The 23,011-nt window shown below is 68.7% G+C and carries 18 protein-coding genes; 3 read left to right on the plus strand and 15 right to left on the minus strand.

Annotated elements, in window-relative coordinates; genetic code table 11:
* Positions 1–3 precede the first annotated feature (3 nt).
* Positions 4–876 (minus strand): 1-aminocyclopropane-1-carboxylate deaminase/D-cysteine desulfhydrase, encoded by an 873-nt coding sequence (locus AMYNI_RS0103500; RefSeq protein ID WP_026360012.1) that lies wholly within the window; start codon positions 874–876, stop codon positions 4–6.
* 440 nt (positions 877–1,316) lie between these two features.
* On the opposite strand from AMYNI_RS0103500, the gene AMYNI_RS48820 reads away from it, so the two are divergent.
* Complete coding sequence (locus AMYNI_RS48820; RefSeq protein WP_157357240.1) at positions 1,317–2,684, plus strand: hypothetical protein; 1,368 nt, start codon at positions 1,317–1,319, stop codon at positions 2,682–2,684.
* A gap of 46 nt (positions 2,685–2,730) precedes the next feature.
* Here AMYNI_RS48820 and lpdA read toward each other — a convergent pair whose 3' ends face one another.
* From lpdA to AMYNI_RS0103515, 3 genes are read right to left on the minus strand one after another with little or no spacing between them, the layout of a single operon-like run.
* Positions 2,731–4,116, minus strand: a complete 1,386-nt coding sequence (gene lpdA / locus AMYNI_RS0103505; RefSeq protein ID WP_020666587.1) for a dihydrolipoyl dehydrogenase — start codon at positions 4,114–4,116, stop codon at positions 2,731–2,733.
* A gap of 59 nt (positions 4,117–4,175) precedes the next feature.
* Positions 4,176–5,315 carry a M20 family metallopeptidase gene (locus AMYNI_RS0103510; protein ID WP_026360013.1) on the minus strand — a complete coding sequence of 380 codons (1,140 nt, stop codon included), beginning with the start codon at positions 5,313–5,315 and terminating at the stop codon, positions 4,176–4,178.
* A gap of 31 nt (positions 5,316–5,346) precedes the next feature.
* Entirely contained in the window at positions 5,347–6,891 is a 1,545-nt protein-coding gene (locus tag AMYNI_RS0103515; protein ID WP_211225453.1) for an AbgT family transporter, read from the minus strand.
* Between the two features lie 118 nt (positions 6,892–7,009).
* Between AMYNI_RS0103515 and AMYNI_RS0103520 the strand changes: the two genes are divergently transcribed.
* Positions 7,010–8,032 (plus strand): Lrp/AsnC ligand binding domain-containing protein, encoded by a 1,023-nt coding sequence (locus AMYNI_RS0103520; protein ID WP_020666590.1) that lies wholly within the window; start codon positions 7,010–7,012, stop codon positions 8,030–8,032.
* Between the two features lie 55 nt (positions 8,033–8,087).
* Here the strand turns inward: AMYNI_RS0103520 and AMYNI_RS0103525 are convergent, their stop codons facing one another.
* Positions 8,088–8,402 (minus strand): DUF6355 family natural product biosynthesis protein, encoded by a 315-nt coding sequence (locus AMYNI_RS0103525; RefSeq protein WP_020666591.1) that lies wholly within the window; start codon positions 8,400–8,402, stop codon positions 8,088–8,090.
* Positions 8,403–8,537: 135 nt separating this feature from the next.
* A complete protein-coding gene (locus AMYNI_RS43535) occupies positions 8,538–12,314 on the minus strand; it encodes a WD40 repeat domain-containing protein (RefSeq protein ID WP_020666592.1) in 3,777 nt (1,258 codons plus the stop codon).
* 236 nt (positions 12,315–12,550) lie between these two features.
* Here AMYNI_RS43535 and AMYNI_RS0103535 point away from each other — a divergent pair, with 236 nt between their 5' ends.
* Positions 12,551–13,474 (plus strand): endonuclease/exonuclease/phosphatase family protein, encoded by a 924-nt coding sequence (locus AMYNI_RS0103535; RefSeq protein WP_169515696.1) that lies wholly within the window; start codon positions 12,551–12,553, stop codon positions 13,472–13,474.
* 49 nt (positions 13,475–13,523) lie between these two features.
* On the opposite strand, the gene AMYNI_RS0103540 is transcribed toward AMYNI_RS0103535, so the two are convergent.
* From AMYNI_RS0103540 to AMYNI_RS0103580, 9 genes are all read right to left on the minus strand, one after another.
* Positions 13,524–13,928 carry a nitroreductase family deazaflavin-dependent oxidoreductase gene (locus AMYNI_RS0103540; protein WP_020666594.1) on the minus strand — a complete coding sequence of 135 codons (405 nt, stop codon included), beginning with the start codon at positions 13,926–13,928 and terminating at the stop codon, positions 13,524–13,526.
* A 188-nt stretch (positions 13,929–14,116) separates the two neighbouring features.
* The gene (locus AMYNI_RS0103545) at positions 14,117–14,983 is read right to left on the minus strand and encodes a sugar phosphate isomerase/epimerase family protein (RefSeq protein ID WP_020666595.1); all 867 of its coding nucleotides are present in this window, start codon (positions 14,981–14,983) and stop codon (positions 14,117–14,119) included.
* Positions 14,984–14,994: 11 nt separating this feature from the next.
* Positions 14,995–15,999, minus strand: coding sequence for a sugar phosphate isomerase/epimerase family protein (locus tag AMYNI_RS0103550; protein ID WP_020666596.1), 1,005 nt, complete (start codon positions 15,997–15,999; stop codon positions 14,995–14,997).
* Complete coding sequence (locus AMYNI_RS0103555) at positions 15,996–17,384, minus strand: alkaline phosphatase family protein (RefSeq protein ID WP_281170244.1); 1,389 nt, start codon at positions 17,382–17,384, stop codon at positions 15,996–15,998. The genes AMYNI_RS0103550 and AMYNI_RS0103555 overlap by 4 nt, the downstream gene beginning before the upstream one ends.
* Positions 17,385–17,479: 95 nt before the next feature.
* Positions 17,480–18,592 carry a metabolite traffic protein EboE gene (gene eboE, locus AMYNI_RS0103560; protein ID WP_020666598.1) on the minus strand — a complete coding sequence of 371 codons (1,113 nt, stop codon included), beginning with the start codon at positions 18,590–18,592 and terminating at the stop codon, positions 17,480–17,482.
* Between the two features lie 2 nt (positions 18,593–18,594).
* A complete protein-coding gene (locus tag AMYNI_RS0103565) occupies positions 18,595–19,461 on the minus strand; it encodes a TatD family hydrolase (RefSeq protein ID WP_020666599.1) in 867 nt (288 codons plus the stop codon).
* Positions 19,461–20,927: an EboA domain-containing protein gene (locus AMYNI_RS0103570; RefSeq protein ID WP_020666600.1), complete on the minus strand. Its 1,467-nt coding sequence runs from the start codon at positions 20,925–20,927 to the stop codon at positions 19,461–19,463. Before AMYNI_RS0103570 ends, AMYNI_RS0103565 begins: the two co-directional genes overlap by 1 nt.
* Positions 20,924–21,745 carry an SCO3242 family prenyltransferase gene (locus AMYNI_RS0103575; protein ID WP_026360016.1) on the minus strand — a complete coding sequence of 274 codons (822 nt, stop codon included), beginning with the start codon at positions 21,743–21,745 and terminating at the stop codon, positions 20,924–20,926. The genes AMYNI_RS0103570 and AMYNI_RS0103575 overlap by 4 nt, the downstream gene beginning before the upstream one ends.
* A gap of 83 nt (positions 21,746–21,828) precedes the next feature.
* Positions 21,829–22,992: an inositol-3-phosphate synthase gene (locus tag AMYNI_RS0103580; protein WP_020666602.1), complete on the minus strand. Its 1,164-nt coding sequence runs from the start codon at positions 22,990–22,992 to the stop codon at positions 21,829–21,831.
* Positions 22,993–23,011 lie beyond the last annotated feature (19 nt).

Consider the following 23,011-nt stretch of genomic DNA (forward strand, 5'->3'; position numbering starts at 1 on the left):
AGCCTAGCCAGTGATTACCGCAACAATCACCGCACCGTCATCGAATTGACCCGCATCAATCAGCGTGAACAGTCCATACATCATCTTTGCGACATAGATCCACTCTAGCGCAATCCCATGTCGACGCTCGAAGTCGGACATGAAGTCCCGCAAATCATCGGTACGCTTGGCGTAACCACCAAAATGGAAGTCCTGTTCGATTGACCAGTTCTCTGTAGTAGTTCCAAGGGCATCGACCTGCAGGCTCGCCACGTCATCATTCAAGAACGAGCCACCTTTGAGCACAGAGAAACCGAGAGCATGCTGCGGTCCGCGCAGCCCGCTGGCGATGCCCGCCAAGGTTCCACCCGTTCCACACGGGCAGCATATTACGTCGAAGTCGACCGAGATTTCGTCCACAAGCTCTCGGCAACCGCGCAGCGCGAGGGCGTTACTTCCACCCTCCGGCACAAGGTAGAAGTCGCCAAACTCCGCACGCAACCGCTCGATTACTTGAGCGTCAGCCTTCTGCCGATAAGTCGCCCGATCCATGTACGTCAGGCGCATCCCACGCTCCTTCGCGTAGGCAAGCGACTCATTCAAGGGCACATGCTCTTCACCGCGGATAACGCCAATCGTACTGAAGTTGAAGTAGTGCCCAGCCGCCGCAACAGCTCGAATATGGTTCGAGTACGCACCGCCGAAAGTAAGCAGAGTTGACGCGCCTTCAGCGCGTGCTGCTTCGAGGTTGTACTTCAGTTTCCGCCACTTGTTCCCAGGCAACTCCGCATGGATCAGATCATCACGCTTCAGATACAGCCGTACTTGCCGTTCGGCAAGCAGCTCGTCGTGAACCTCGACGAGCAGCGACGGCAAACGCAGATCCAACTTGTCCACAAGCTCATGCTAGTTGACGCCTCGCTGGTCTCGCCCCCGGAGCGCACCGCTATAGAAACCTCGGGCTCGGAGCCGGCCTCGACTCACTCACCAACACTTTGCGCCGCGAACAGCCAACTCGGTGCCGTCTCAGACCAACACAGCGGCCACGAGGGCAAACTGGTCGAGCTGCACGTTTTCCGTCCTGCCGTGGCATGACGGCCGCCGTGATGACCTAGCATCGTGGCGACGACTTCATGTAACGGCCGTTGCTCTTCTCACGACACTGGTGACACGAATGTCTCAACGAGGAGCCCGACGTGATCCTTGGCGTACCTACGCGCCGCTGACGGCAGCCGTACATGTCCGCGGCCTCAGCGGGCACATCGCCCGGCAACAAGCCAGGTGCCACCTTACTGAACAATAAAACTCAATATCCGAAGTTCTCGAAAGGAACTGACTTGTCGAATGACAGCCTCCCCGTTACTTCTACATTTTCGTTACCGAAGCCAGTGGAAGTGGCAGCAGCGGCCGCTGGCGCCAAGTTTGAACGCAACACGGAAGAGGTCCTCCTATTCAAGGTAGATCGTACACAAGCAGCATATTTTCGCCGTTATCACTTGATCCCGATCGAGCAAATAGGAACACTTGAATCCCAGGCGACCAGTGACGTCCAACGTATCCCTGACTATTTTGGATTCATCTCACCCAAGCAGGGCTATTTTGAAGTAGCGATTGAGCACGCGCGCAGGGGACGCATCATAATCCCACCAATTCTCTCCACTCTGAAATGTGGACTCTCTGCCACATGCCGACACAGCGACGACAATCCCATCCCCACGGTGTCCTTTCCTCAAGCTAAACGCGGCGACGAAGAGAGACCGGGCAGGCGTGATCAAGATATCATCCCAATTCACCTAACAGACGATACAGGCGGCACCTGCATCGAGATCTCCACAGTTTCGCCACTCGGAGTACTTTTTGCGCTCCCAAACTCACGAGGCAGGATTGACGCCCACCTTGCTGAAGACATTGCCTTAAGCATCTCAATCAAGATTGACTTTGGTTCTGAAATGAGCGATCAGCTCCTTCTTGACAAAGGCATCGAGAAGGCAAACTCGCTCTTGTATGAACTCAATGTTCGAAATGATCAGCCATTTCGCATGATAGGTACGGCACTATACGAAAGGGAGTCACGTAAGCAGAACAGGCAACGCCTACCAGAGGTCCGCTTCCCGACCACTTCACTTCCCCATGAGGTGGCTGAGCTTTTTTCTTCAGCCGAGACAGCCCGAGACAACCCGGTAATAGCCTTTCTCTCATTCTATCAAGTACTGGAGTACTACTTCCCTTACGCAATCAGAAAGGACTCGATTCGGAAGGTTCGCAGAGAGATCGTCGACCCGTGGTTTTCAATAAGCGATGACGATTCAATAATGCGAATACTTTCCACCGTTGAGAATTCGGTTAATGCCCCCGAGTCGACACAGATAGCAACGCTGCTAACACACTCAGTACGTGAAACTACCTTAATAGACTTCTTCTCAAAGGACGAGGCTGCTACTCATTTTTCTAGGAGCGGTCCTATTTCTGGAGTTGAATGGATTAACACAAAAAATGCCAACCGGTCGATCGCTGCACAAGTTGCAGAGAGAATTTATAAGATCAGAAACAGGATAGTTCACGCAAAGGATGACCCTAAGTACTCGGACGTCAGAGTTCTCCTACCAAACAGCCGTGAAGCATACGCACTACAGCCTGACATAGACCTCGTTCGACTGCTGGCCATAGAAGTGGTGACAGACAGCCAGGTCGAGCGAAGAGGCTAAAACCTGCCCTGGCCGGGACAGCCATTGGCCAGGGCAGGTCGAAAACTTACATGTTGATCATGTGGCCGGCTAGGCCGTGGATGGCTTCCTTGACGGCTTCGCCGAGGGTGGGGTGGGCGTGGACGTTGCGGGCGATTTCGTGGACGGTGAGGTCCCATTGCTGGGCGAGGGTGAGTTCGGGCAACAGTTCCGTGACCTCGGGGCCGATGAGGTGCGCGCCGAGGAGTTCGCCGTGGGTGTCGTCGCTGATGATCTTGACGAAGCCGACGGGTTCGCCGAGACCATGTGCTTTGCCGTTGGCGGTGAAGGGGAACTTGGCGACCTTGACGTCGAAGCCCTTTTCGCGCGCCTGCTCTTCGGTCCAGCCGAAGCTGGCGATCTGCGGCTGACAGTACGTCGCGCGCGGGATCATGACGTAGTCGAGTTCCATGGTCTCCGCGTCGCCGATGGTTTCGGCGGCGATGATGCCCATGGACTCGGCGGCGTGCGCGAGCATCAGCTTCGCCGTGACGTCGCCGATCGCGAAGATGTGCGGCACGTTCGTCCGGCAGCGACCGTCGATGTTGATGGCGCCGCGGTCGGTCAGCTCGACGCCGGTGTTCTCCAGCCCATAGCCTTCCACGCGGGGCTGGAAGCCGATGGCCTGCAGCACCTTGTCCGCTTCGATGACCTGCTGGTCGCCACCGCGAGAGACCGTGACCAGCACCTTCGGGCCGGACTCGTCGATGGCCTCCACCTTGGTCGAGGTGAGCACCTCGATCCCCAGCTTCTTGTACCGGCGCGCCAGCTCCTTGGACACCTCGGCGTCCTCCAGCGGCACCATCCGGTCCAGGAACTCGACGATGGTCACCTTGACGCCGTAGTTGTGCAGCACATACGCGAACTCGACGCCGATCGCGCCGGCGCCGGCGATCACGATGCTCTCCGGCAGGTCCCGCTCCAGGATCTGCTCCTCGTAGGTGACCACCCGATCACTGAGCGAGGTTCCCGGGAGCGTCTTCGTGGTCGCGCCGGCCGCGATGATGCAGTGGTCGAAGGTGATCGTCTCGTCGCCGACCCGCAGAGTGTTCGCGTCGGTGAAGGTGCCGCGGCCGTCGTACTCGGTGATCTTGTTCTTCTTCATCAGGAAGTGCACGCCCTTGACCCGGCCATCGGCCACCGACCGGCTGCGGTCGAACGCGGCGCCGTAGTCGAAGCTGACCTGCCCCTGGACCTGGATCCCGAAGGTCGCCGCCTCGTGGTTGACCAGGTGCGCCAGCTCCGCGTTGCGCAGCAGCGCCTTCGACGGGATACAGCCGACGTTCAGGCAGACGCCTCCCCAGTACTTCTCCTCCACGATCGCCGTCTTCAGGCCGAGCTGCGCGGCCCGGACCGCCGCGACATAACCGCCGGGTCCAGCGCCCAGCACCACCACGTCGAAGTGTGCACTCATATCGCGGAATCTACGCGACATTTCCCGGGCGCCCCGCAACGCCCACCCCCGACGGGTGACTACGCCATCCGGTGCAGCAGACCGGCGACGAGCGCGACCCGGTCCGGGATGTCGCCGACGAGGACGTGCTCGTGCCGGGCGTGCGCGCCCGCGCCGCTGCAGCCGAGGCCGTCGAGCACCGGAACGCCCAGCGCGGCGACGAAGTTCGCGTCGCTGCCGCCGCCGACGCTGATCGGCTCGAGTGGCGCACGCAGCTCGGTGGCGACCTGATCGGCCTGGTCGAACAGCTCCTTGCTCGCCGGCGTGAGCCGCATCGGCGGGCGGTTCCACTCCCCCGCCAGCCGAACCCGCACGCGCGGGTCCGTGGCCCGCAGCCCGGCGAAGACCTCGTCGATGCGGCGTGCCTCGTCCTCCCGGCTGATCCGGATGTCGATCAGGCAGCTCGCCTCGCCCGCGATGACATTTCGCGCCGTACCGCCGGTGATCGTGCCCACATTGATCGTGGTGCCGGCACCGGGGTCCGCCGCTTCGACGAGCCGGCAGACGATCTCGGCGAGGGCGTGCACCGCGCTGGCACCGGCCTCGGGGTCGTTGCCGGCGTGCGCCTCGATGCCGGTGGTGGAGAGGTTGAAGACGCCCACGCCCTTGCGTTCGGCCTTGAGATCCCAGCCCACTCCCGGTTCGAGCACCAGCGCGGCGGCGCAGTCGCGGGCCGTCTTTTCGATGTACGGCCGGGATTTCGGGCTGCCCAGCTCTTCGTCGCCGGTGAACAGGAAGGTCACCGGCGGGCACGGCAGGTTCAACGCGCGCAGTGCCCGCAGCGCCCACACCCCGGTGACGAGGCCCGCCTTCATGTCGTACACGCCCGGCCCGGTCGCAGCGCCGTCGTGCACGGTGAACGGCCACTCGGCCAGCGTGCCCGCCGGCCACACCGTGTCGTAGTGGCCGATCAGCAGCACGGGTTTCCCGGTGCCGGGATAGGTCGCCACCAGCACGTCGCCGTGCTCCGCCTGCGCGTGCCGGGTCCACCCGGCGGGCGGGCCGAGCCGCTCGGACAGCCATGCCTCGATCGAGTCGGCGGTGTTGTCCAGCAACGCTTTCCCGGTGCTCGGCGACTCGTGCCGCACCAGCATCTCGAGGTCTCCGAGCAGTTCGCCAAGTTCGTTCCGGCACCAGGTGGACAACGACTTCGCAGACAATTCAGACGCCAATCTGTGCGGGGGAAAGGGTTCAGCGGACGGAGACGCCGGGGCCGAGCGGGATGCCGAGCCCGTACCAGGCCAGGAACATCAGCAGCCAGACGACCAGGTTGACCACGGCCAGCGGCAGCACCAGCGCCATCAGCGTGCCGATGCCGGCCGACGGCCGGTAGCGGCGGATGAAGCCGAGCGCGATCACGAAGTACGGGCTCATCGGAGTGAGGCTGTTGGTGGGCGCGTCCGCGATGCGGAACAGGGCCTGGGTGGTCTCCGGCTGGATGTGCAGCAGCATCAGCATCGGCACCAACACCGGCGCGACCAGCGACCACATCGCCGAACCGCTGGTGAGCAACAGGTTCAGCACACTGATCAGAACCACCGCGCCGATGAAGATCACCACCGGCTGCGCGCCGAGCGAGTCCAGTGCGCGGGCGCCCGCGATCGCGATGACCTGGCCGATGTTCGTCCACTTGAAATAGCCGAGGAACTGCGAGACCGCGAAGAACAGCACCAGCACCGGAACCAGCTCGCGCAGCCCCTGGCCCATCAGCTCCGGGATGTCCTTCGGCGCGGTGATGGTGCGCACGCTGAGGCCGTAGACGGTGCCGATGATCATGAAGAACAGCATCAGCACCACCGCCACGTTCTCCAGCAGCGGCGAGTCCACGATCGAACCGCCGTCGCCGCGCAGGGGCGAACCGGCGGGCAGCACCGCGAGCACCACGGCGACCGCGTACAGCGCACCGGCGAGCACCGCCCGGCGCACGCCGGTGCGCTCGGCGGCGGACAGCGACATGTCGGGCAGCTCGTCGACGTCGGTCAGCTCCGGCTCGGCGGCGTTCATCGCGACCACCCGGCGCGCGACCACGGTCTCGGTGACGATCGTGATGGTGACCGCGAGCAGCAGCGAGGAGGCCGCGGAGAAGTACCAGTTCGACACCGGGGTGACCAGGTAGCCGGGGTCGATGGTGTGCGCGGCCGAGGTGGTCAGCCCGGCGAAGATCGCGTCCGAGCCCTCGATGATCGGGCTGATGCTGCTCGCCCCGCCCACCGCCACGTAGGCCACCACCGCGCCGATGATCGGGCTGCGGCCCACCGCCCGGAACGCGATCATGCCCAGCGGGATCATCACCACGAACGCGGCGTCCCCGGCCACGTGCGAGAACATCGACGTCAGCGCGACGGCGAAGGTGACCAGCTTGGCGGGCACCCGCGCCAGCGCGGCCCGCATCAGCGCGGGCAGCAGGCCGGTCTTGTCCGCGACCGCCACGCCGAGCATGACCACCACGATCAGGCCCAGCGGCGGGAAGTTCACGAAGTTCTTGATCAGGTCGCCGAGCATCATCTGGACCCCGGCGTCGGAGACCAGGCTCTTGACCCCGACCTCCTTGCCGTCCGCGGGCGAGACCACCGAGACGTCCAGGGCGGCCAGCAGCCAGCTCGCCAGCACCACCAGCACGCTCAGGATCACGAACAGCCAGAACGGATGCGGCAGCTTGTTGCCGGCCCGGTCCACGAAGTCGAGCACGCGCAGCACCAGCGACATCGAGCGCCGCTGCTTCGTCTGTGCGGCCATGCCGGTCACCCACCTCTTGCACCGAACGGAAAGATGAACCCGGATCTCACCTCAGAGCGCATGCTTGTGTCAATATCTATTCATCCGATGCACGAACCGTTCACGATAGGATCCCGACGTGCATGAACTGGACGACGCGGACCTCGATCTGGTCGCCGCCCTGCAGCTCGCCCCCCGTGCGCCGCTGAACGTGGTCGGCGACGTGCTGGGCAGTTCGGCCAGCACGGTCGGCAGGCGCATGCAGCGGCTGCAGCAGCGCAGGCTGCTGCGGGTCATCTCCACGGTGCACTGGTCGCTGATCATGACCGGCAACCCGTACCTGGTGTGGCTCAACTGCCGGCCGGAGCAGACCGCGGCGGTCGCCGCCGCCGTCCGCCGGGTGCCCGAGGCGCAGTCCATCCTGATCACCGCGGGCGACGCGGACGTCTTCTGCACCCTCTACCCGCTGCCCGGCACGGACGTGCGCCGCCTGCTGACCGAGACGCTGCCCGGCATCCCCGGGATCGAGTCGCTGCGCTCGCACCTGGTGCTGCGCACCGAACGCCAGGCCGTCGCCTGGCACCTCGACCGGCTCACCGGCGAGCAGGCCGCCGCACTGCGCGAGCACGTGGACACCGCCGCGCCGGCGGAGGTGCTCGGCCCGTTGAACGACGCCGAGTTCGGCACGCTGCGGCTGCTCTTCGACGACGGCCGGATCTCCGCCGCGCAGGTCGCCCGCGAGCTCGACGTCAGCAGGTCCACCGCCTACCGGCTCATCCAGTCGCTGCTGGAAAGCGGCGCCGCCAGGCCGAGAGTGGAGATCGAGCCCGCCGTTCTCGGCTTCCCGATCACCGCGCTCTGCACGCTCGCCGTCCAGCCGCAGCACGTCCCGGCCGCGCTCACCGCGCTGGGCAGGCACCGGTCAGGACGGCTCACGGTGATGGCGACCGGACCGGCGTCGATCCTGCATCACGGCACTTTTCGCGACGAAGAGGACCTGGCCCGGTTCGTCACCGAGGACATCGGCGCGCTGCCGGGGGTCACCGGGTGCACCACGTCGACCGCGCTCGGCGTGCTGCGGCGGCAGTGGATCGACCGCGAGGACGACGTCCTGCTCGGCCCGCGCGGCCACGACATCCTGGCCAGGGGACGGCCGAGGTAGCCGGGGTGCCGGTCCACGCGGGACCGGCACCCCGGCATGGTGGATCCGGGCCGGTTCAGCAGCCCTTCTTCTCCTGGCGGATGTCGGTCACCGAGCTGTCGTCGGTCGCCCAGGTGGCGCCTGCCTGCACGCACGGATGCCCGTTCGGGAGCGGCCCCGCCCGGACAACCTCGGCGGTGACGTCATAGTCCTTGCAGTTGCGGAAGTAGCTCCACTTTCCTTCAGCGCTGTAGCCGCAAGGCCTCTTCGCGTCGGTGTCCGCGGACACCGGCGCCACCGGCTGCCCGGCGTTCGCCGTCGCGCCCCCGGACAGCAACGCGGCCCCGGCCATGGCTATCGCGGCCACCCCGCCGGCGATCTTGCCCTTCATGGTTCCCTCCTGACTTTCGTGGTGCCCCAGTCCCCCTGGAGCACTTCGATCGTCACGGTGGGATCACCGCCGGGACAACGCCGCCGAACCGTCCCGTACAAGGTCACATGGTCTCGTACGATCTCGCACAGCCGGTCAGGCACACGGCGGGTGATAGGCCGTGCCCGGCAGGAACTGCTCCCATTCCGCGGTGGTGATGCCGGCGCCGGACGCGGTGCAAAGCCAGCGGATGGTGGCTTCAGGGTCCGTGCGCCACAAGCGCACGCTGCCGTCCCGGCTGCCGCCGGCGAGGAATGCGCCGTCGTGGCTGTACGCCAGTGACATCGCCGCGTCGGTGGACGCGGTGACAGTCGCCGTGCGTTCGGGTTCGCGGGGGTCGGTGAGGTCCCACAGCCAGATCGTCCCGTCGACGCTGGCCGCCGCGAGCTCGTTACGTTCCGGGTGGAACGTGAGCTGGTAGAGGTCGGCGACCGGGCCGTCCAGCGATGCGCCGATGGCCATCGGCTTGCCGGGATCGGTGAGGTCCCACAGGTACACGTTGTCGTCGGCGGCGGCGCCGACCGCCAGCACCGCGCCGTCCGGGCTGAACGCGGCCGATGTCGCCGCATCGCCGACCTGGAGTCTGGTGAGCAGGCGCGGCCGGCCCGGGTCGCCGACGTCATAGAGGTAGGCATTGCCGTCATCGCTGCCCGTCACGATCAGCTTGCCGTCGGGGCTGAAGCGAACGTCGTTGAGGGCCCTGCCGGTTTCGGTCATCGAGGCCAGGCGTTTCGGGTGACCCGGGTCGGCCAAGTCGAGAAGCGTGACGGAGCCGTCCTTCGTGGCGACCGCGAGCACGGTGCCGTTCGGCTGGAACTCGACCCAGGCCACGGTCGAACCGGTGACGACCCCGGTGTCCGCGAGCTGTCTGGGCTGAGCTGGGTCGCCGATGTCCCACAGGTGGATTCCGCCGTTACCGGTACCGGCCGCGAGCAGCCTGTCGTCGGAGCTGACGGCGATGGGGCCGCTCAGCTTGCCCTGACTTCCGGTGGGCGCGAGGGCCGCACCGATGCGCGCGGGCTTGCCGGAGGCCGAGGCGTCGATGAGGTGAATCCCGTTGTCCTGGCTTCCAGGCCCGACGGCCAGCGTTTGCCGTGCGCCGGCGAAGGCCACCGAGTACACCGTGTCGCCGAAGTCGTCGATGACGGGTCCCGGGACCGTCCAGGTCCGGGTGGCGCCGTCTTCGGTGAGGGTCACGACCGTGTGCTCGTCCACGTAGGTGGCCGTGGTGATGACGCCAGGATGCGGAAGGGTCCTGCGAACGTCCCGGGTGGCCAGGTCCCATTCCCAGAGCTTGCGGTCCGAACTGCCCGCGATGATCCGATCGCCGTCCGGGCTGAAATCGATGAAAGTGACCCAGCTGGCCGGCCCGGTGAGCTGACCGAGAGGTTTCGGGCTCGCGGGATCGGCGACGTCCCACAGGTACACGGCGCGGTCGGCACTGGTTCCAGCGGCGAGGACGCGGCTGTCGGGCGAGATCGCCACCGAGAACACCTGACCGCCAGGGCCAGCCAAACTCGGCAACGGCTGAGGCCGGGCCGGATCGGCGAGCGTGAAGCGGTGCACCATGCGGTCCCTGCTGCCCGCGGCCAGCGTCTTCCCGTCCGGCGCGAAGGCGACGCTGGTGATAGCGTCCCGCGGCCCGGAGAGCAGCTTTTTTCCGGCGGGATCGGCGAGGTCCCACAGGTGGATCTTGGCGTCGGCGCCGCCTACGGCGACGGTACGGCCGTCCGGAGAGATCGCCACCGAGGCCACCACCCCGCTCGGCCCGGTCAGGTTCGCCAGCTCGACCGGGGCGGCGAGGTCGGCGATGTTCCACAACCGGACCGTCCCGCTCTCACCGACCACGGCGAGCCGCGTGTCGTCCCGGCTGATCGTGATGGCGACGGCGCGGCTGCCGAGGTTCAGCGCCGGTCCCGCCGCCGTATCCTCCCCCGCCCGTGACAGGGAGATAGTGCCGTTCTTGGCACCGGTGGCGAGTACGCCGGTCGTAGCCGCGACGACGTTGGTGGAGCCGCCCTGGCCGTAGTGCCTGGCGGCGATGGGGTGCGCCGAGGAGTCCAGCAGCGCGGACCGGGCCTCAGCGGTGGGAGCGCTGCGGTAGCCGACCGCGGCGAGTTGCGCGGCCAGCGCCGGGTCGGAGTCCCGGAGCCGCTCCGCCTTGACCGCGATGTCGCGGGACAGCGCGAGTCGTCCGTCGCGTTCGGCCGCGTCCCGCGTGCGCTGGGCGTACCACATCGCGGTCGCGGCGAGGACGATCATGACCACGGCCGCGCTGGTGAGCTGGTACCGGCGCCGGACGCGGCGGCGGGCCACCGCCTGTGCGACGTCGCGTTCGCCCACCCCGGCGTCGAGGAACTCCCGTTCGAGCGGGTTGAGCTCTTCCCGGTGGCCGCCGGCCCAGCTGAGGGCGGCGGCCAGGGTGCCGCCGTGGTACAGGTCGTCGTCGCTGCGCCCGTTGTCCCGCCAGGTGCGGGCGGCCAAGGTCAGCCGTCGATGCACCTGCCGTCCCGCGCGGTCGTCGTCGAGCCACCCGCGCAGCCGCGGCCACGCCTGGAGCAGCGCCTCATGACTGATCTGCACCGTCGTGTCGCCAGCGGTCAGCAGCCGGTGCGCGATGAAGGTGTCCAGGATGTCGTCGATCTCTTCGGCCTCGGCGTCGGGCCGCTCCCCGACCAGTTCGTCGCGGTCCACCCGGCGACGGGTGTCGGCCGTGGTCTCCCCGACCTGCACCAGGCGCAAGAACACCTGCCTGGTCACCTGCTGCGCGTGCCGCCCGAGCCCGCCATAAGCGGCGTCGGCGGTTTCGGCGATGGCGTGCCGGATTCCCCCGATCGAGCGGTAGTCCTGGATGCCGAGGACCCGCTCGTCGCGTGCCAAGGCGGCGTCGAAGGTCGCCTGCAAGGTGTGCGACAGCAGCGGCAGCACCCCTGGCTCGTGCGCGGCGTCCGGTTCCTGGGGCGCGCTCGGCGACACCTCCCGGACCAGCAGCTCCACCAGCCCGTCGTCGACGTCCATGCCCACCGTGCGAGCCGGCTCGGTGACCGCCGCCCGCAGCTCGGGTTCGGTCATCGGGCCCACCACGACCTGCGCGTTCTGCAACGCCGCCGCCAGCTCCGGATAACGCAGCGCGTGCCCGTAGAAGTCGGCGCGCAGGCCCAGCACCACGGCCTCCGCCCGCGCCGCCGACCACACCGCGGCGAGGAACGCGCGCCGCTCGGCATCGTCGACGTCGGCCGCGAAGATCTCCTCCAGCTGGTCGACCACGAGCGGACACCGTTGCCCCGGCTCGGCCCTCGCCAGCTCCTCCAGCGGCGACTTGCCCGGCGTCACCACGACGGGCGGCCGGCCGGCGTCGACCAGCCTGGGCAGCAACCCCGCGCGCAGCAACGAGGACTTCCCGGCTCCGGACGGCCCCACCACGACGACCGGCTCCCCGACGTGCGCGGCGACCTCGTCGACGAGCCGTTCGGTCAGTGCGGACCGGCCGAAGAAGTGCGCGGCGTCGGCGATGTCAAAGGAACGCAGCCCCGGATACGGATTGCCCACCCCCTGGCCGCCGTTGCGCGCACGACGCCGGAGCCGCTCCACCGTCGCCCACCACGCCTCCAGCTGCGCGTCACCACGCACCCCGAGCTCGCGCAGCAGGAGCCGGAACTCCCGCCCCACCCCCTGCTGCGGCAGGTGCCTGCCCTTGAAGTAGCCATTCAGCGTGCTCCGGCGCAACCCGTGCGCGCCATGGACATCGAGGCCGGCGGTAGCGCTCGCCAGCTGGCTCAGCGACCGGCCCGACCGCTCCTTCAACCGCGTCAAGACCGCCCCGAAGGCCGAAATCGAGTCGACCTCGGCCGGGTCGATGTCATGCTCCCCCACCGGAGCACCTCCCCTTGCTCTGATCCAGCCGCCATTCAGGTAACCAAATGACGCCGGACCGTGACCATCCTAGGGGCTCGAACTCGCCCGGACGGCCCAGTGGCCGGACCTCGCTGTACGAGATCGTGCGAAGCAGCTCAGCGAGGTTGTCCCGCCCCCGGTCCTACCCGACGATCGAAAGAGTCCTGCGGCAGGACGGCGGGACCAGGCAAGGGGGAACTACGAGGAGGGGTTTCATGCGCGGGGGAATGCGGATCATCACGATGGCGGCCGCGGCGATAACCGGGCTCGGCGTGGCGACCACCGCGGTCACGGCACAGGAGTACGCCGGCCGGGAGCTGCGAGTGGTCACGTTCAACATCCAGCACGGCTATCCGGCGGATCGGAAGCCGTGCGACGCGACCACGTCGAGTTGCGCGGGGCCGGATCTGGACCGGATCGCGGAGCGGATCAGGAAACTGAACCCGGACGTGGTGTCCTTGCAGGAGGTCAACCGGGACCACCGGTTCGGCAATTGCGTCGACATGGCGGCCGAGCTCGGCAAGAAACTGGGCATGGACCACCGGTTCCACCGCAACGCCTACCAGCACCCGACGCACAAATGCGGCGCCGGGAAGAACGAGGACACCGGCAACGCGATCCTGTCCAAGTTCCCGATCACCGGCACCGGGAAGACGGACCTGCCGAAAGACGTGCCGGGCCAGGACAAGCCGCGCACGCTGGTCTGGGCGTCGTTCACCGTCGACGGCAAGCCGATGGTCGCCTACAGCCTGCACATCTCCCACCTCTACCAGGACGCGCGGATCCCGCAGCTGAAGGCCGCGCTGGCCTCGGTCGCACAGGTGAACAAGGCGCACGGCAACGCGATGTCCGTGCTGTCCGGCGATTTCAACGCCGCCGTGGACAGGGCCGACGGCGACCAGGGCAAGATCACCGAAGGCAAGCAGGTGGTCAACCTGGTCACCGACGCCGGGTTCACCGACGGGTGGCAGGCGGCCCCGAAGCACACGAGCCAGCCCTACACGCACAAAGCCGACAACCCGACCATCCGGATCGACTACGTGTTCGCCGGACCGTCGTTCACGGTGACTCAGGCCGGGGCACTGAACACCCGGGCCTCGGATCACCGGCCGGTGGCGGTCGACCTCCGGGTGAAGTAGGGGGCCGGAGCCGCCGGAGCCCGCTCAGCGACGGCTCCGGCGGCCTGGCTCAGGCTCGTTCGAGCACGACCACCGGGATCTCCCGGTCGGTCTTGCGCTGGTAGTTGTCGTAGTCGGGCCAGACCCCGGCCATGATCGGCCACAGCTTCGCCCGCTCCTCGCTGTTCGCGGTGCGCGCGTTGGCGGTGAACTTGTCCGCCTTCACCTGCACCTTGACCTCGGGGTGCTCGACCAGGTTGAGGTACCAGCCGGGGTGCTTGTCGTCGCCGCCCTTGGAAGCCACGATGACGTAGGCGCCGTCCACCTCCTGGTAGATCAGCGCGAACTTGCGCTCCAGGCCGGTCTTGCGGCCGGTGGTGGTGAGAACCAGCGTGGGCACGCCGTCCTGCCAGTCGTGCCCGACCTCGCCGTCGGTCTCTTCGTACCGCCGGACGTGCTCGTCACCGAACAGCATGGGGAAAGCTCCTTTCGTCTGTTGACGCCACGCTAGTCACAACACCAGCGGGCCGCAGACCATGAGGGTTATGCACTATCCAGTCGACGGGGGCCGCCCGGAGGGTGGCTCGCGGCGGCTGGATGCCGGTGACACGGACGGCAGCCGCACCAACAAATGTGCATAACGCTCATTCGCGTAGACACAGTCTAGAAGCGCAGTTTGGACAGATAGTCGTAGCCGACCTCGGCCGTGTGCAGCGCATCGGTGGGCGCGTCGTGCTCCACGATGAAATGCTTCACATCACCCGGCCAGGTGCTGCGGAAGATGTGCCGGAAGTCGATGACGCCGGTGCCGAGGTCGGCGAACTCACCGGTCGGCGCCTTGTCCTTGACGTGGAACTGCTTGACCCGGCCGAAGTTCCGGTAGAACAGCTCCACCGGGTCCACCTCGCCGGTGACCACCCAGAACAGGTCGAACTCCAGGTGCACGTGCTGCCGCGAAGTGTGCTTGACCAGCACGTCGAACGGCCGCACCCCGTCGATCGCGCGGAACTCGTGGTCGTGGTTGTGGTAGCCGTACCTGATCCCGGCGCGGGCGAACGCGCGGGCCGCCTTGTCCAGCCGCCCGGCGAACGCGCGCCATTCGGCGATGGTCTCGAACTTGGCGTACGCACAGTCGGCGTAGGAGTTGCCGAGGATCTTCGCGTCCGCGATCAGCTGGTCCACATCGGAATGGTCGAAGTCGATGTGGCTGGACAGCGCGCGCAGGTGGTACCTGTCCAGCAGGCCGCGGAACTCCTTCGCGGAACGGCCGTAGGTGCCGGCCAGCTCGACCCCGCGGTAGCCGAGGTCCGCGAGCGCCTCCAGGGTGCCGGGTGTGTCCGCCTGCAGCAGGTCGCGCAGCGTGTAGAGCTGGATGCCGATCCGGTCCTTGGGGATCCGCAGCCAGCGGCCACCGGGCAGCGGCGCCGCTTGCGCGGTCCCGGACAGCGCGGCCGCGGCGCCTACAGCAGCAGCGGCGCCCACCGCGCCGCGCAGCATCGACCGGCGGGAAAGCGATCCTTCTTCGGTCATGGCTCGTCCTCTCAATCCTTGCTGGAAAAAGCGGCGTCGAAGGCGGCGTCGGGCTTGTCGAAGATCAGGTTCCGGATGAAGCTCACGGCCTCGGCCGCGCCCCGGCGCCGGTCCATCCCGGCGTCCTCCCACTCCACCGAGATGGGGCCGGTGTAGCCGATCGAGTTGAGCGCCCGGAACGCCTCCTCCCATTCCACGTCGCCGTGCCCGGTGGAGACGAAGTCCCAACCGCGGCGCGCGTCCGCCCAGGCCAGGTGCGAACCGAGCCTGCCGTTGCGGCCGTCGAACCGCTTCTTGGTGTCCTTGCAGTCCACGTGGTAGATCCGGTTCGCGAAGTCCAGGATGAAACCGACCGGGTCCAGGTCCTGCCAGACCATGTGCGACGGGTCCCAGTTCAGCCCGAACGCCGGCCGGTCACCGATCGCGGCCAGGGTGCGCTTGGTGGTCCAGTAGTCGTAGGCGATCTCGGACGGGTGCACCTCGTGCGCGAACCGCACGCCCACCTCGTCGAACACGTCCAGGATCGGGTTCCAGCGATCCGCGAAGTCGGTGTAGCCCTCGTCGATGGTCTCCTGCGAGACCGGCGGGAACATCGCGACGTACTTCCAGATCTTCGAGCCGGTGAATCCGACCACGGTGTGCACGCCCAGCTTCGCGGCCGCCCGCGCGGTGTCCTTCAGCTCCTGCGCGGCCCGCTGCCGGACGCCTTCCGGTTCCCCGTCGCCCCAGATCCTGGCCGGCAGGATGTTGCGGTGCCGCTCGTCGATCGGGTCGTCGCAGACGGCCTGGCCGACCAGGTGGTTGGAGATCGCCCACACCTTCAGCCCGTGCGCCTCCAGGATGGCAAGCCGGCCCGCCACATAGTCCTCTTCGGACAGTGCGCGGTCCACCTCGAAATGGTCCCCGGAACAGGCGATCTCCAGCCCGTCGTAGCCCCATTTCGCGGCCAGCTCGCAGACCTCCTCGAACGGCAGGTCGGCCCACTGGCCGGTGAACAGCGTGACGGGCCTGCTCATACGTTCGCTCCAATTCCCTGTAGCTGCAGCAAAATGTCACGTACCTCGGTGGCCGCCACCAGCTCTCCGGCGGGGGCGGCGCGTTCGTCGGAACACAGCAGCACCGGCCCGTCCCCCGCCGAGTCCGGCAGCCGGCCGTGGGTGCCCCGCACCCAGCGCGGGTCCAGCGGCACCACGTTCATCGCGTACCGCAGCCCGGCCTTCTTGCGCACCAGGTTCAGCCCGGCCTTGGCCTTGGCCAGCCGGTCCGCCGGGTCGAAGAACAGCTCCGCCGGGTCGTAGCCGGGTTTGCGGTGGATCTCCACCCCGCGCGCGAAATCGGGCGCGTTCTCGTCGTCGAGCCAGTAGTAGTAGGTGAACCAGGCGTCTGGCTCGGCGACCGCGACCAGCTCCCCGGCCCGCTCGTGGTCGAGGCCGTACCGCGCCTGCCCGGCCCGGTCCAGCACCTCGTCCACCCCGGTCAACCCGGCCACCAGGTCGCGGACCCGCGGCAGATCCGACTCGTCGGCCACGTAGACGTGCGCCACCTGGTGGTCGGCCACCGCGAACGCCCTGGACACCCACGGGTCCAGGTACTCCATCCCGTCCTGGACGTAGACCTCCAGCAGCCCTTCCGCGCGCAGCACCCGGTTGATGTCCACCGGCCGCCGCGCCTCGGTGATGCCGTACTCCGACAGCGCCACCACGGTCGCGCCGTGGCCGCGGGCCTGGTCCAGCAGCGGCCCCAGCTCGGCGTCCACCGCGCGCGCCGCGGTCACCGCCTGCGGCGAGTCCGGGCCGAACCGCTGCAGGTCGTAGTCCAGGTGCGGCAGGTAGACCAGCATCAGGTCCGGCCTTGACTCGGCGAGCACCCGCCGCGCGGCCGACACGATCCACCGGCTCGACGCCAGCGACGCGGTCGGCCCCCAGTACTGGAACAGCGGGAACGGGCCGAGCTCGGCGGTCAGCCGGTCGTGCAGCGCGGGCGGGCGCACGTAGCAGTCCGGCGACTTCCGCCCGTCCGCGTGGTAGATCGGCCGCGGGGTGACGGTGACCTCGGTGGACGCGCCCATCGCGTACCACCAGCAGATGTTGGCCGCGGTGTAGCCGGGCACCGCGGCCCGCGCGGTCTCCCACACCTTCTCCCCGCCGACCAGCCGGTTGTGCTGACGCCACAGGTGCACCTCGCCGACGTCCCGGAAGTACCAGCCGTTGCCGACGATGCCGTGCCCGGCCGGGGTGAGCCCGGTCAGGAAGGTGGACTGCGCGCTGCAGGTGACCGCGGGCAGCACGGTGCCGAGGTTCGCCTGCCAGCCGCCGGCGCCCAGCGCGGTCAGGTTCGGCATGTGCCGCAACAGCTTCGGGGTCATGCCGACCACGTCGAGCACTATCAGCGGTGTGCTCACTGTTCCTCCGCGAGTTCGCGCGCAGCCGCGATCGTGTCGGCGGGTGCGCGCGCTGTGGTCAGCTCGAGTGCCGCGACTGGAGTCGGTGCGATTGGTCATATGCGCGCTCCTTCCGGCGTCAGGCGAGCGCGTGCCCACCGCAGCTCTTCGGCGATACCGTCCGCCAAGTCCTGACGGTGTTCCTCGGGCAGCACCGTCCAGGTGTAGGTCTCCACCTCCAGGTGCGGGAACCGCGCCGGATCGGCGACGCGCGCGGACAGCGCGGCGACCGCGTCGGTGATGACCCCGGTGGTGGCACCGAGCGGCTCGGCCGGCGAAGCGTGCAGCGGCACGTGGAAGTGCACCCGCCACGGCCCTTCCGAGGGCAGCTCGGCCGATGCCTGCGGCAGGTCGTCCGACGCGTGCACCCGGCCGTCCGCCGCCAGCGCCCGCACCTGGTGCAGGTAGCGCGGCTCGGCGAACCCGGCCAACGCGGCGACGGCGGCCGGGCTCGCCGGGTCCGCCACCTCCAGCGCGGCGGAGACCTGCACCTTCATCACCTGCAGGCCCGCGTCGTAGATCTCGGCCACCGCGGCGGCCGGATCGGCGAAGGACACCGCTAGGTGACAGGTGTCCAGGCAGAGCCCGATGTACTCCGGGTCGACCCGGCCGGCCAGCCAGCCGACCGCGTCCGCAACGGTGTCCAGCACGCAGCCCGGCTCCGGCTCCACCGCCAGCTTGACCGGCCGGTCGCAGCGGGCCAGCACCCTGGTCACCGCGTCCAGCGCGCTAACGGCGCGCAGGTCCTGCTCGGCGCTCCACGGCTGCCGCCAGCCCAGCGGCAGGGTGGAGATGCTGCCGAAGCCGGCGTCGTCGGGCATCAGGTCGGCCAGCACCTCGACGCAATCCAAGGTGTACCGCAACCGCCGCACGTCACTCCACTGTGGATGGTAGACGGCGTGCTTCACCACCTCGTCGTGGAAACCGCGGTAGGGAAAGGCGTTCAGGGTCTGCACAGCCAGTCCCCTGGCGCCCAGCTCGTGGCGCAGCCGCCGCCGCGCCACCGGGTCCCCGGCCAGCCCGGCGGCCACCTCGGCGGCCAGCCAGAGGCCGAGGCCGAGCCGGTCCTCGCCGAAGCGCTCGCGCACCGGCAGCGCGTAGGCGTCGAGCTGGTGCAGGATGCCGTCCAGGTCCTCCGCCGGATGCACGTTGGTGCAGTAGGAAAGCATGGTCAGTCCCCCGCGTCCGGACGAGCCCCGCGCAGCACCGAGTTGCCCTCGTAGGTACCGCCGGACTCGGGAGAGTCTTCGAGCATGAGCTTGCCGCTCTGCCCGTAGAACTCCACCGGGTTCCGCCAGAGCACCTTGTCCACATCGGACTCCGCATACCCGGCAGCCAGCATCGCCTCGGCGGTGCGCAACGTCTTCAGCGGGTCGGACCGGCCCCAGTCGGCCGCGGAGTTGACCAACACCCGCTCAGTGCCGTGCTCACGCAGGATCGCCACCATCCGGTGCTCGTCCATCTTGGTGTCCGGGTAGATGGAGAACCCCATCCAGCAGCCGGAGTCGGCAACCAGACCAACGGTGACCTCGTTGAGGTGGTCCACCACCACCCGCTCCGGCGGGATACCGGACTCCCGCACCACGTCCAGCGTGCGGCGGGTACCGGCGATCTTGTCCCGGTGCGGGGTGTGCACCAGCACCGGCAGCTCGTGCTCCACGGCCATCGCCAGTTGGCGGGTGAACGCGTCGTCCTCAGCCGGGGTCATCGAGTCGTAGCCGACTTCGCCGACCGCCACCACCCCGTCCTTGGCCAGGTACCTCGGCAGCACGTCCAGCACGGCGGTGCAGCGCGGATCGTTGGCCTCCTTGGGGTTCAGCGCCATCGTGCAGTGGTGCCGGATGCCGAACTGGGCCGCGCGGAACCGCTCCCAGCCGATCAGGCCGTCGAAGTAGTCGGTGAACGAACCGACGTTGGTCCGCGGCTGGCCGAGCCAGAACGCGGGTTCGACCAGCGCGCGCACCCCGGCGGCGTACATCGCCTCGTAGTCCGCGGTGGTCCGCGAGGTCATGTGGATATGCGGATCGAAAATGCGCATCACGCCTCCTGCAGTAACTCGACGGCGTCCGCCGGCACTTCGCGGCCGGCCGCCTTCCGCTCGGCGGCGTAGTCCGCCACCATCCGCAGCAGCTCGGTGTCGGTCCGCTCGCGCAGCCCGGCTACCGCGGCCAGCGGGACACCGACGAACAGGCACTTGAGCACCCCGTGCCGCCAGGAGTGCGGAGCGAGGTGACGCTGCGCGAACGGCCCCAGCGCGGCCGCGACCAGTCGGATGTCGTTGCTGCGCAAGGCATCCTCCACGATCGTCCGGCCGGTCTCGGCCACGCTGACGGGCAGCAGGTGCAGCCCGCGCAGCACCCCGCGGCGCTCGGCGTCGTCGCCGTAGCAGTACAGCTCGGTCAGCTCCACCGCCAGCGCCTCCGGGGCCAGCACCTCACCGAGCACGGTCAGCAGCCGCGACCGCGCCAGATCGTCCACCGTGCCGTGCACCAGCCCGTCCGGATCGGCCTCCGGCCGCAGCGGCGCGCGGCCCACCTTGCGGCCCACCGCGGGAAACGCGGTCCGAATCGCGCTGGGGTCCGCGCGCACCGCGCGCTCGGTCTCCACCAGCCACGGATGGTCCACCCGGGAACTCCAATCCTGGCTGGGCGGGCCCTGGGGCGTCACGGGCAACGCTGACCGCAACGCCTCCAGGGCACGCCGCGCCACCACCGGCGCGGCGTGACTGTGCCGCGGAAGTTCCACCGCGGCCAGTCCCTCGTACCCGATTTCCACCAGCGCACCGAGGGTTTCCGCCAGGTCCAGCTCGCCCTCACCGAACTCAAGGTGCTCGTGCACCCCGGTGCGCATGTCGTCGAGCTGCACGTTGAACAGCAGCGGCCCGGCCTGCCGCGCGCATTCGGCCGCGCTGGACGGCTCCACCGCGACGCAGTGCCCGACGTCCAGGGTCACCCCGAGCAGCTCCGGCGAACCGAGCTCGTCCCGCAGCCGCAGCACCTCGCCGAGATGCTGCACGAGCATGCCGGGCTCGGGTTCGAAACCCAGCCGGACCCCGCGGTTGGCCGCCTCATCCAGCACCGCGCCGACCCCGTCGCGCAACCGGCGCCAGGCCACCCCGGGGGCCAGCTCGTCGGGCCGGATCCCGGACCAGAAGGACACGCAGTCCGCGCCCAGCTCCGCGGCGATCCAGATCGCCCGGTTCAGGAAGTCGATGCGCAGCCCCGGATCGTCCGACAGCAGCGTGGGATGGTGCTTGTGCCGGGGATCGAGCAGATAGCGCGCGCCGGTCTCCACCACCACCCCGAGGCCGAGCTGCCCGAGCCGGGCGGCCACCCGGCGGACCTGCCGCGGCAGATCTTCCGCGAACGGGTTCAGGTGGTGGTGGTCCAGGGTCAGCGCCACCCCGGAGTAGCCGAGCTCGGCGATCAGGGCCAGCGCGTCGTCCAGCCGGTGGTTGGCGAAACCATTGGTGCCGTAACCGAGGTGCAGCGACGCCGTGTTCACGTGGGACTCACCTTCCTCGCCAGCCTCCTGGCCAGCGGCAGCGCGACGGCCAGTACCCCGGCCGCGCGGACCGAACCGTGCTTCGCCGCGAGGGTGGCCTGCAACGGGACCATGCCGTGGATCCCAGCCGCGGTCGCCTCGCGCACCTGGCCCGCCGACGGGTTCCTCGCGGCGGCCAGCTGCGACCGTCCGACCCCGCCCGCGTAGCCGGCCCCGAACAGCGCCGCGGCCAGCCGGTGCGCGCGCGAGCTGGGACCGGACAACGCCAGCCCGGCCGAGACGGCGGTACCGGCCACCACCGCGTGTGCGGTGCGCGGCGAACCGCCGTGCACCTCGCCGCCGGAAAGCGCGGTGACGCCCAGGGTGTGCAGCCCGATCGTGGCCGCGGCCAGCGGTGCCCTGCCACCGAGGGAGACGTCGGCGACCCGGCAGGCGGCCATCGCGACCGGACCGGCCGCGGTGGGTTTGAACAGCAGGTCGTAGGCCCACAGCGCGGCGGCCACGGCCGCGCCGGAACGCAGCCCGGTCCGGCCGTCCGCCGCCGCGGCCAGCCCCAGCCCGGCGGCGGTCAGCCCGGCCGCCACCCCGAACGCGGCACCGGGACGCACCCGCCCGGACGGGATCGGCCGCTCCGGGCGTTCCTCCGCGTCCAGCTCCCGGTCCGCCCAGTCGTTCAGCGCCATCCCGGCCCAGTAGAACGCGACCGAGCTCAACGGCAGCAGCAAACGCTTGCCCCGCAACGGCTTTCCCGCTGCCGCCGCCCCCACCACACTGTCCCCCAGCACCGTCAGTGCCGCCGGTGCCCGCACCAACTCCACCAGCGCCCCGGCAAATAGCCGGCTTTTTGCCCTTGGTGGCGGGGGCGAAAAGGCGGCTATTTGCCGGGGAGGGTGGAGGGCGGTCATAGGGTGGCCGCCCAGGCGGTGAGGGCGGCGTACTGCTCGGCGAGCCGGTGCTCCGGTTCGCCATCGGTGATCGGGTCCTTGAAGAAGAAGCCCAGCGCGCCCAGCGCGCCGGAGTGCCCGCGCGCGTGCGCGGCGGACACCAGCCTCGCCAGGTCCAGCACCAGCGGCGCGGCCAGCGACGAGTCGTAGCCGGACCAGGTGAACTGCAGGGTCATCCGCGCGCCGAGGAACCCTTCGAACAGCACGTGGTCCCAGGCCGTCTTCTGCTCGCCCAGCTCCGGCACGTTGTCGATGTGCAGCGGCGCGGTCACCTCACCGCCGAGCAGCTCGGCAAGCCCGCGCCCCTTGGACGCGAGCTTGCTGCCGACGTTCTCCGCGTCGGCCAAGGTCATCCCGTCCCCGCCGCCGAGCAGGTTGGTGCCGGACCAGGACCGCACGGCCAGCGCGCGGGTGGTGAACATCGGCGCCAGCGCGGTGCGCACCAGCGTCTCCCCGGTCTTCCCGTCCGCCCCGGCGTACGGCAGCTTCAGCGACCGGGCGAGCTCCTCCAACGCGGGCAGCCTGATCCCGGTGGACGGGGTGAACCCGACATACGGGCAGCCCGCGCGCAGTGCGGCGTAGGCCGCCACCGAGCTCGGCGGCAGCACGATCCGGCCCGGCTCGGCCATCGCCGCTTCCAGCGCGTCCAGCTCGGCGTGCTCCGGCAGTTCGGGGAACACCGGCTCGGTGGAGGACACGTCGAGCACCACCACCCTGGCCAGCCCGTGCCGCTCGGCGAACTCGGTGATGTCGGCGCTGAGTCTGGCCGCCGCGTCCAGCTGGGAGCCGGCGTGCGTGGCCGGGTGGTAGCCGGGCCGGAGGTCGGCGTCCACCGCGGCCAGCGCGGTGCGCACCCCGGTCAGCACCCGGTGCGGCAGCACGCCACCGTCCACCAGCAACTCGGCCCGCTTGTCCAGCGGGGTGTGCGCGATGTCGTGACCGCCTGGCCGGATCCGGTCCCACGCGGGCAGCGGAACCTGCCCGAAGGACGGGGCCGAGGTGACCGAGCCGGTCGGCGGCACCAGTCCCGCCCGCAACGCGAGCAGCCCGGTGATCGCGGTGGCCGCCACCGAACCCCGCGCGCCGATCAGCCAGAGACCGGTTTCTCCTCGATCGTCCACTGCACAACCCCTTTCCGTG

It is taken from the genome of Amycolatopsis nigrescens CSC17Ta-90 (assembly GCF_000384315.1).
Classification (GTDB): Bacteria; Actinomycetota; Actinomycetes; order Mycobacteriales; family Pseudonocardiaceae; genus Amycolatopsis; species Amycolatopsis nigrescens.

Bases quoted from the DNA above. Each gene is read 5' to 3' on its own strand.
- AMYNI_RS0103550 (WP_020666596.1), bottom strand. From the start codon at position 15,999: ATGAGCAGGCCCGTCACGCTGTTCACCGGCCAGTGGGCCGACCTGCCG.
- AMYNI_RS0103525 (WP_020666591.1), bottom strand. From the start codon at position 8,402: ATGAAGGGCAAGATCGCCGGCGGGGTGGCCGCGATAGCCATGGCCGGG.
- AMYNI_RS0103545 (WP_020666595.1), bottom strand. From the start codon at position 14,983: ATGACCGAAGAAGGATCGCTTTCCCGCCGGTCGATGCTGCGCGGCGCG.
- AMYNI_RS0103565 (WP_020666599.1), bottom strand. From the start codon at position 19,461: ATGCGCATTTTCGATCCGCATATCCACATGACCTCGCGGACCACCGCG.
- AMYNI_RS0103535 (WP_169515696.1), top strand. From the start codon at position 12,551: ATGCGCGGGGGAATGCGGATCATCACGATGGCGGCCGCGGCGATAACC.
- lpdA (WP_020666587.1), bottom strand. From the start codon at position 4,116: ATGAGTGCACACTTCGACGTGGTGGTGCTGGGCGCTGGACCCGGCGGT.
- AMYNI_RS0103540 (WP_020666594.1), bottom strand. From the start codon at position 13,928: ATGCTGTTCGGTGACGAGCACGTCCGGCGGTACGAAGAGACCGACGGC.
- AMYNI_RS0103515 (WP_211225453.1), bottom strand. From the start codon at position 6,891: ATGGCCGCACAGACGAAGCAGCGGCGCTCGATGTCGCTGGTGCTGCGC.
- eboE (WP_020666598.1), bottom strand. From the start codon at position 18,592: ATGCTTTCCTACTGCACCAACGTGCATCCGGCGGAGGACCTGGACGGC.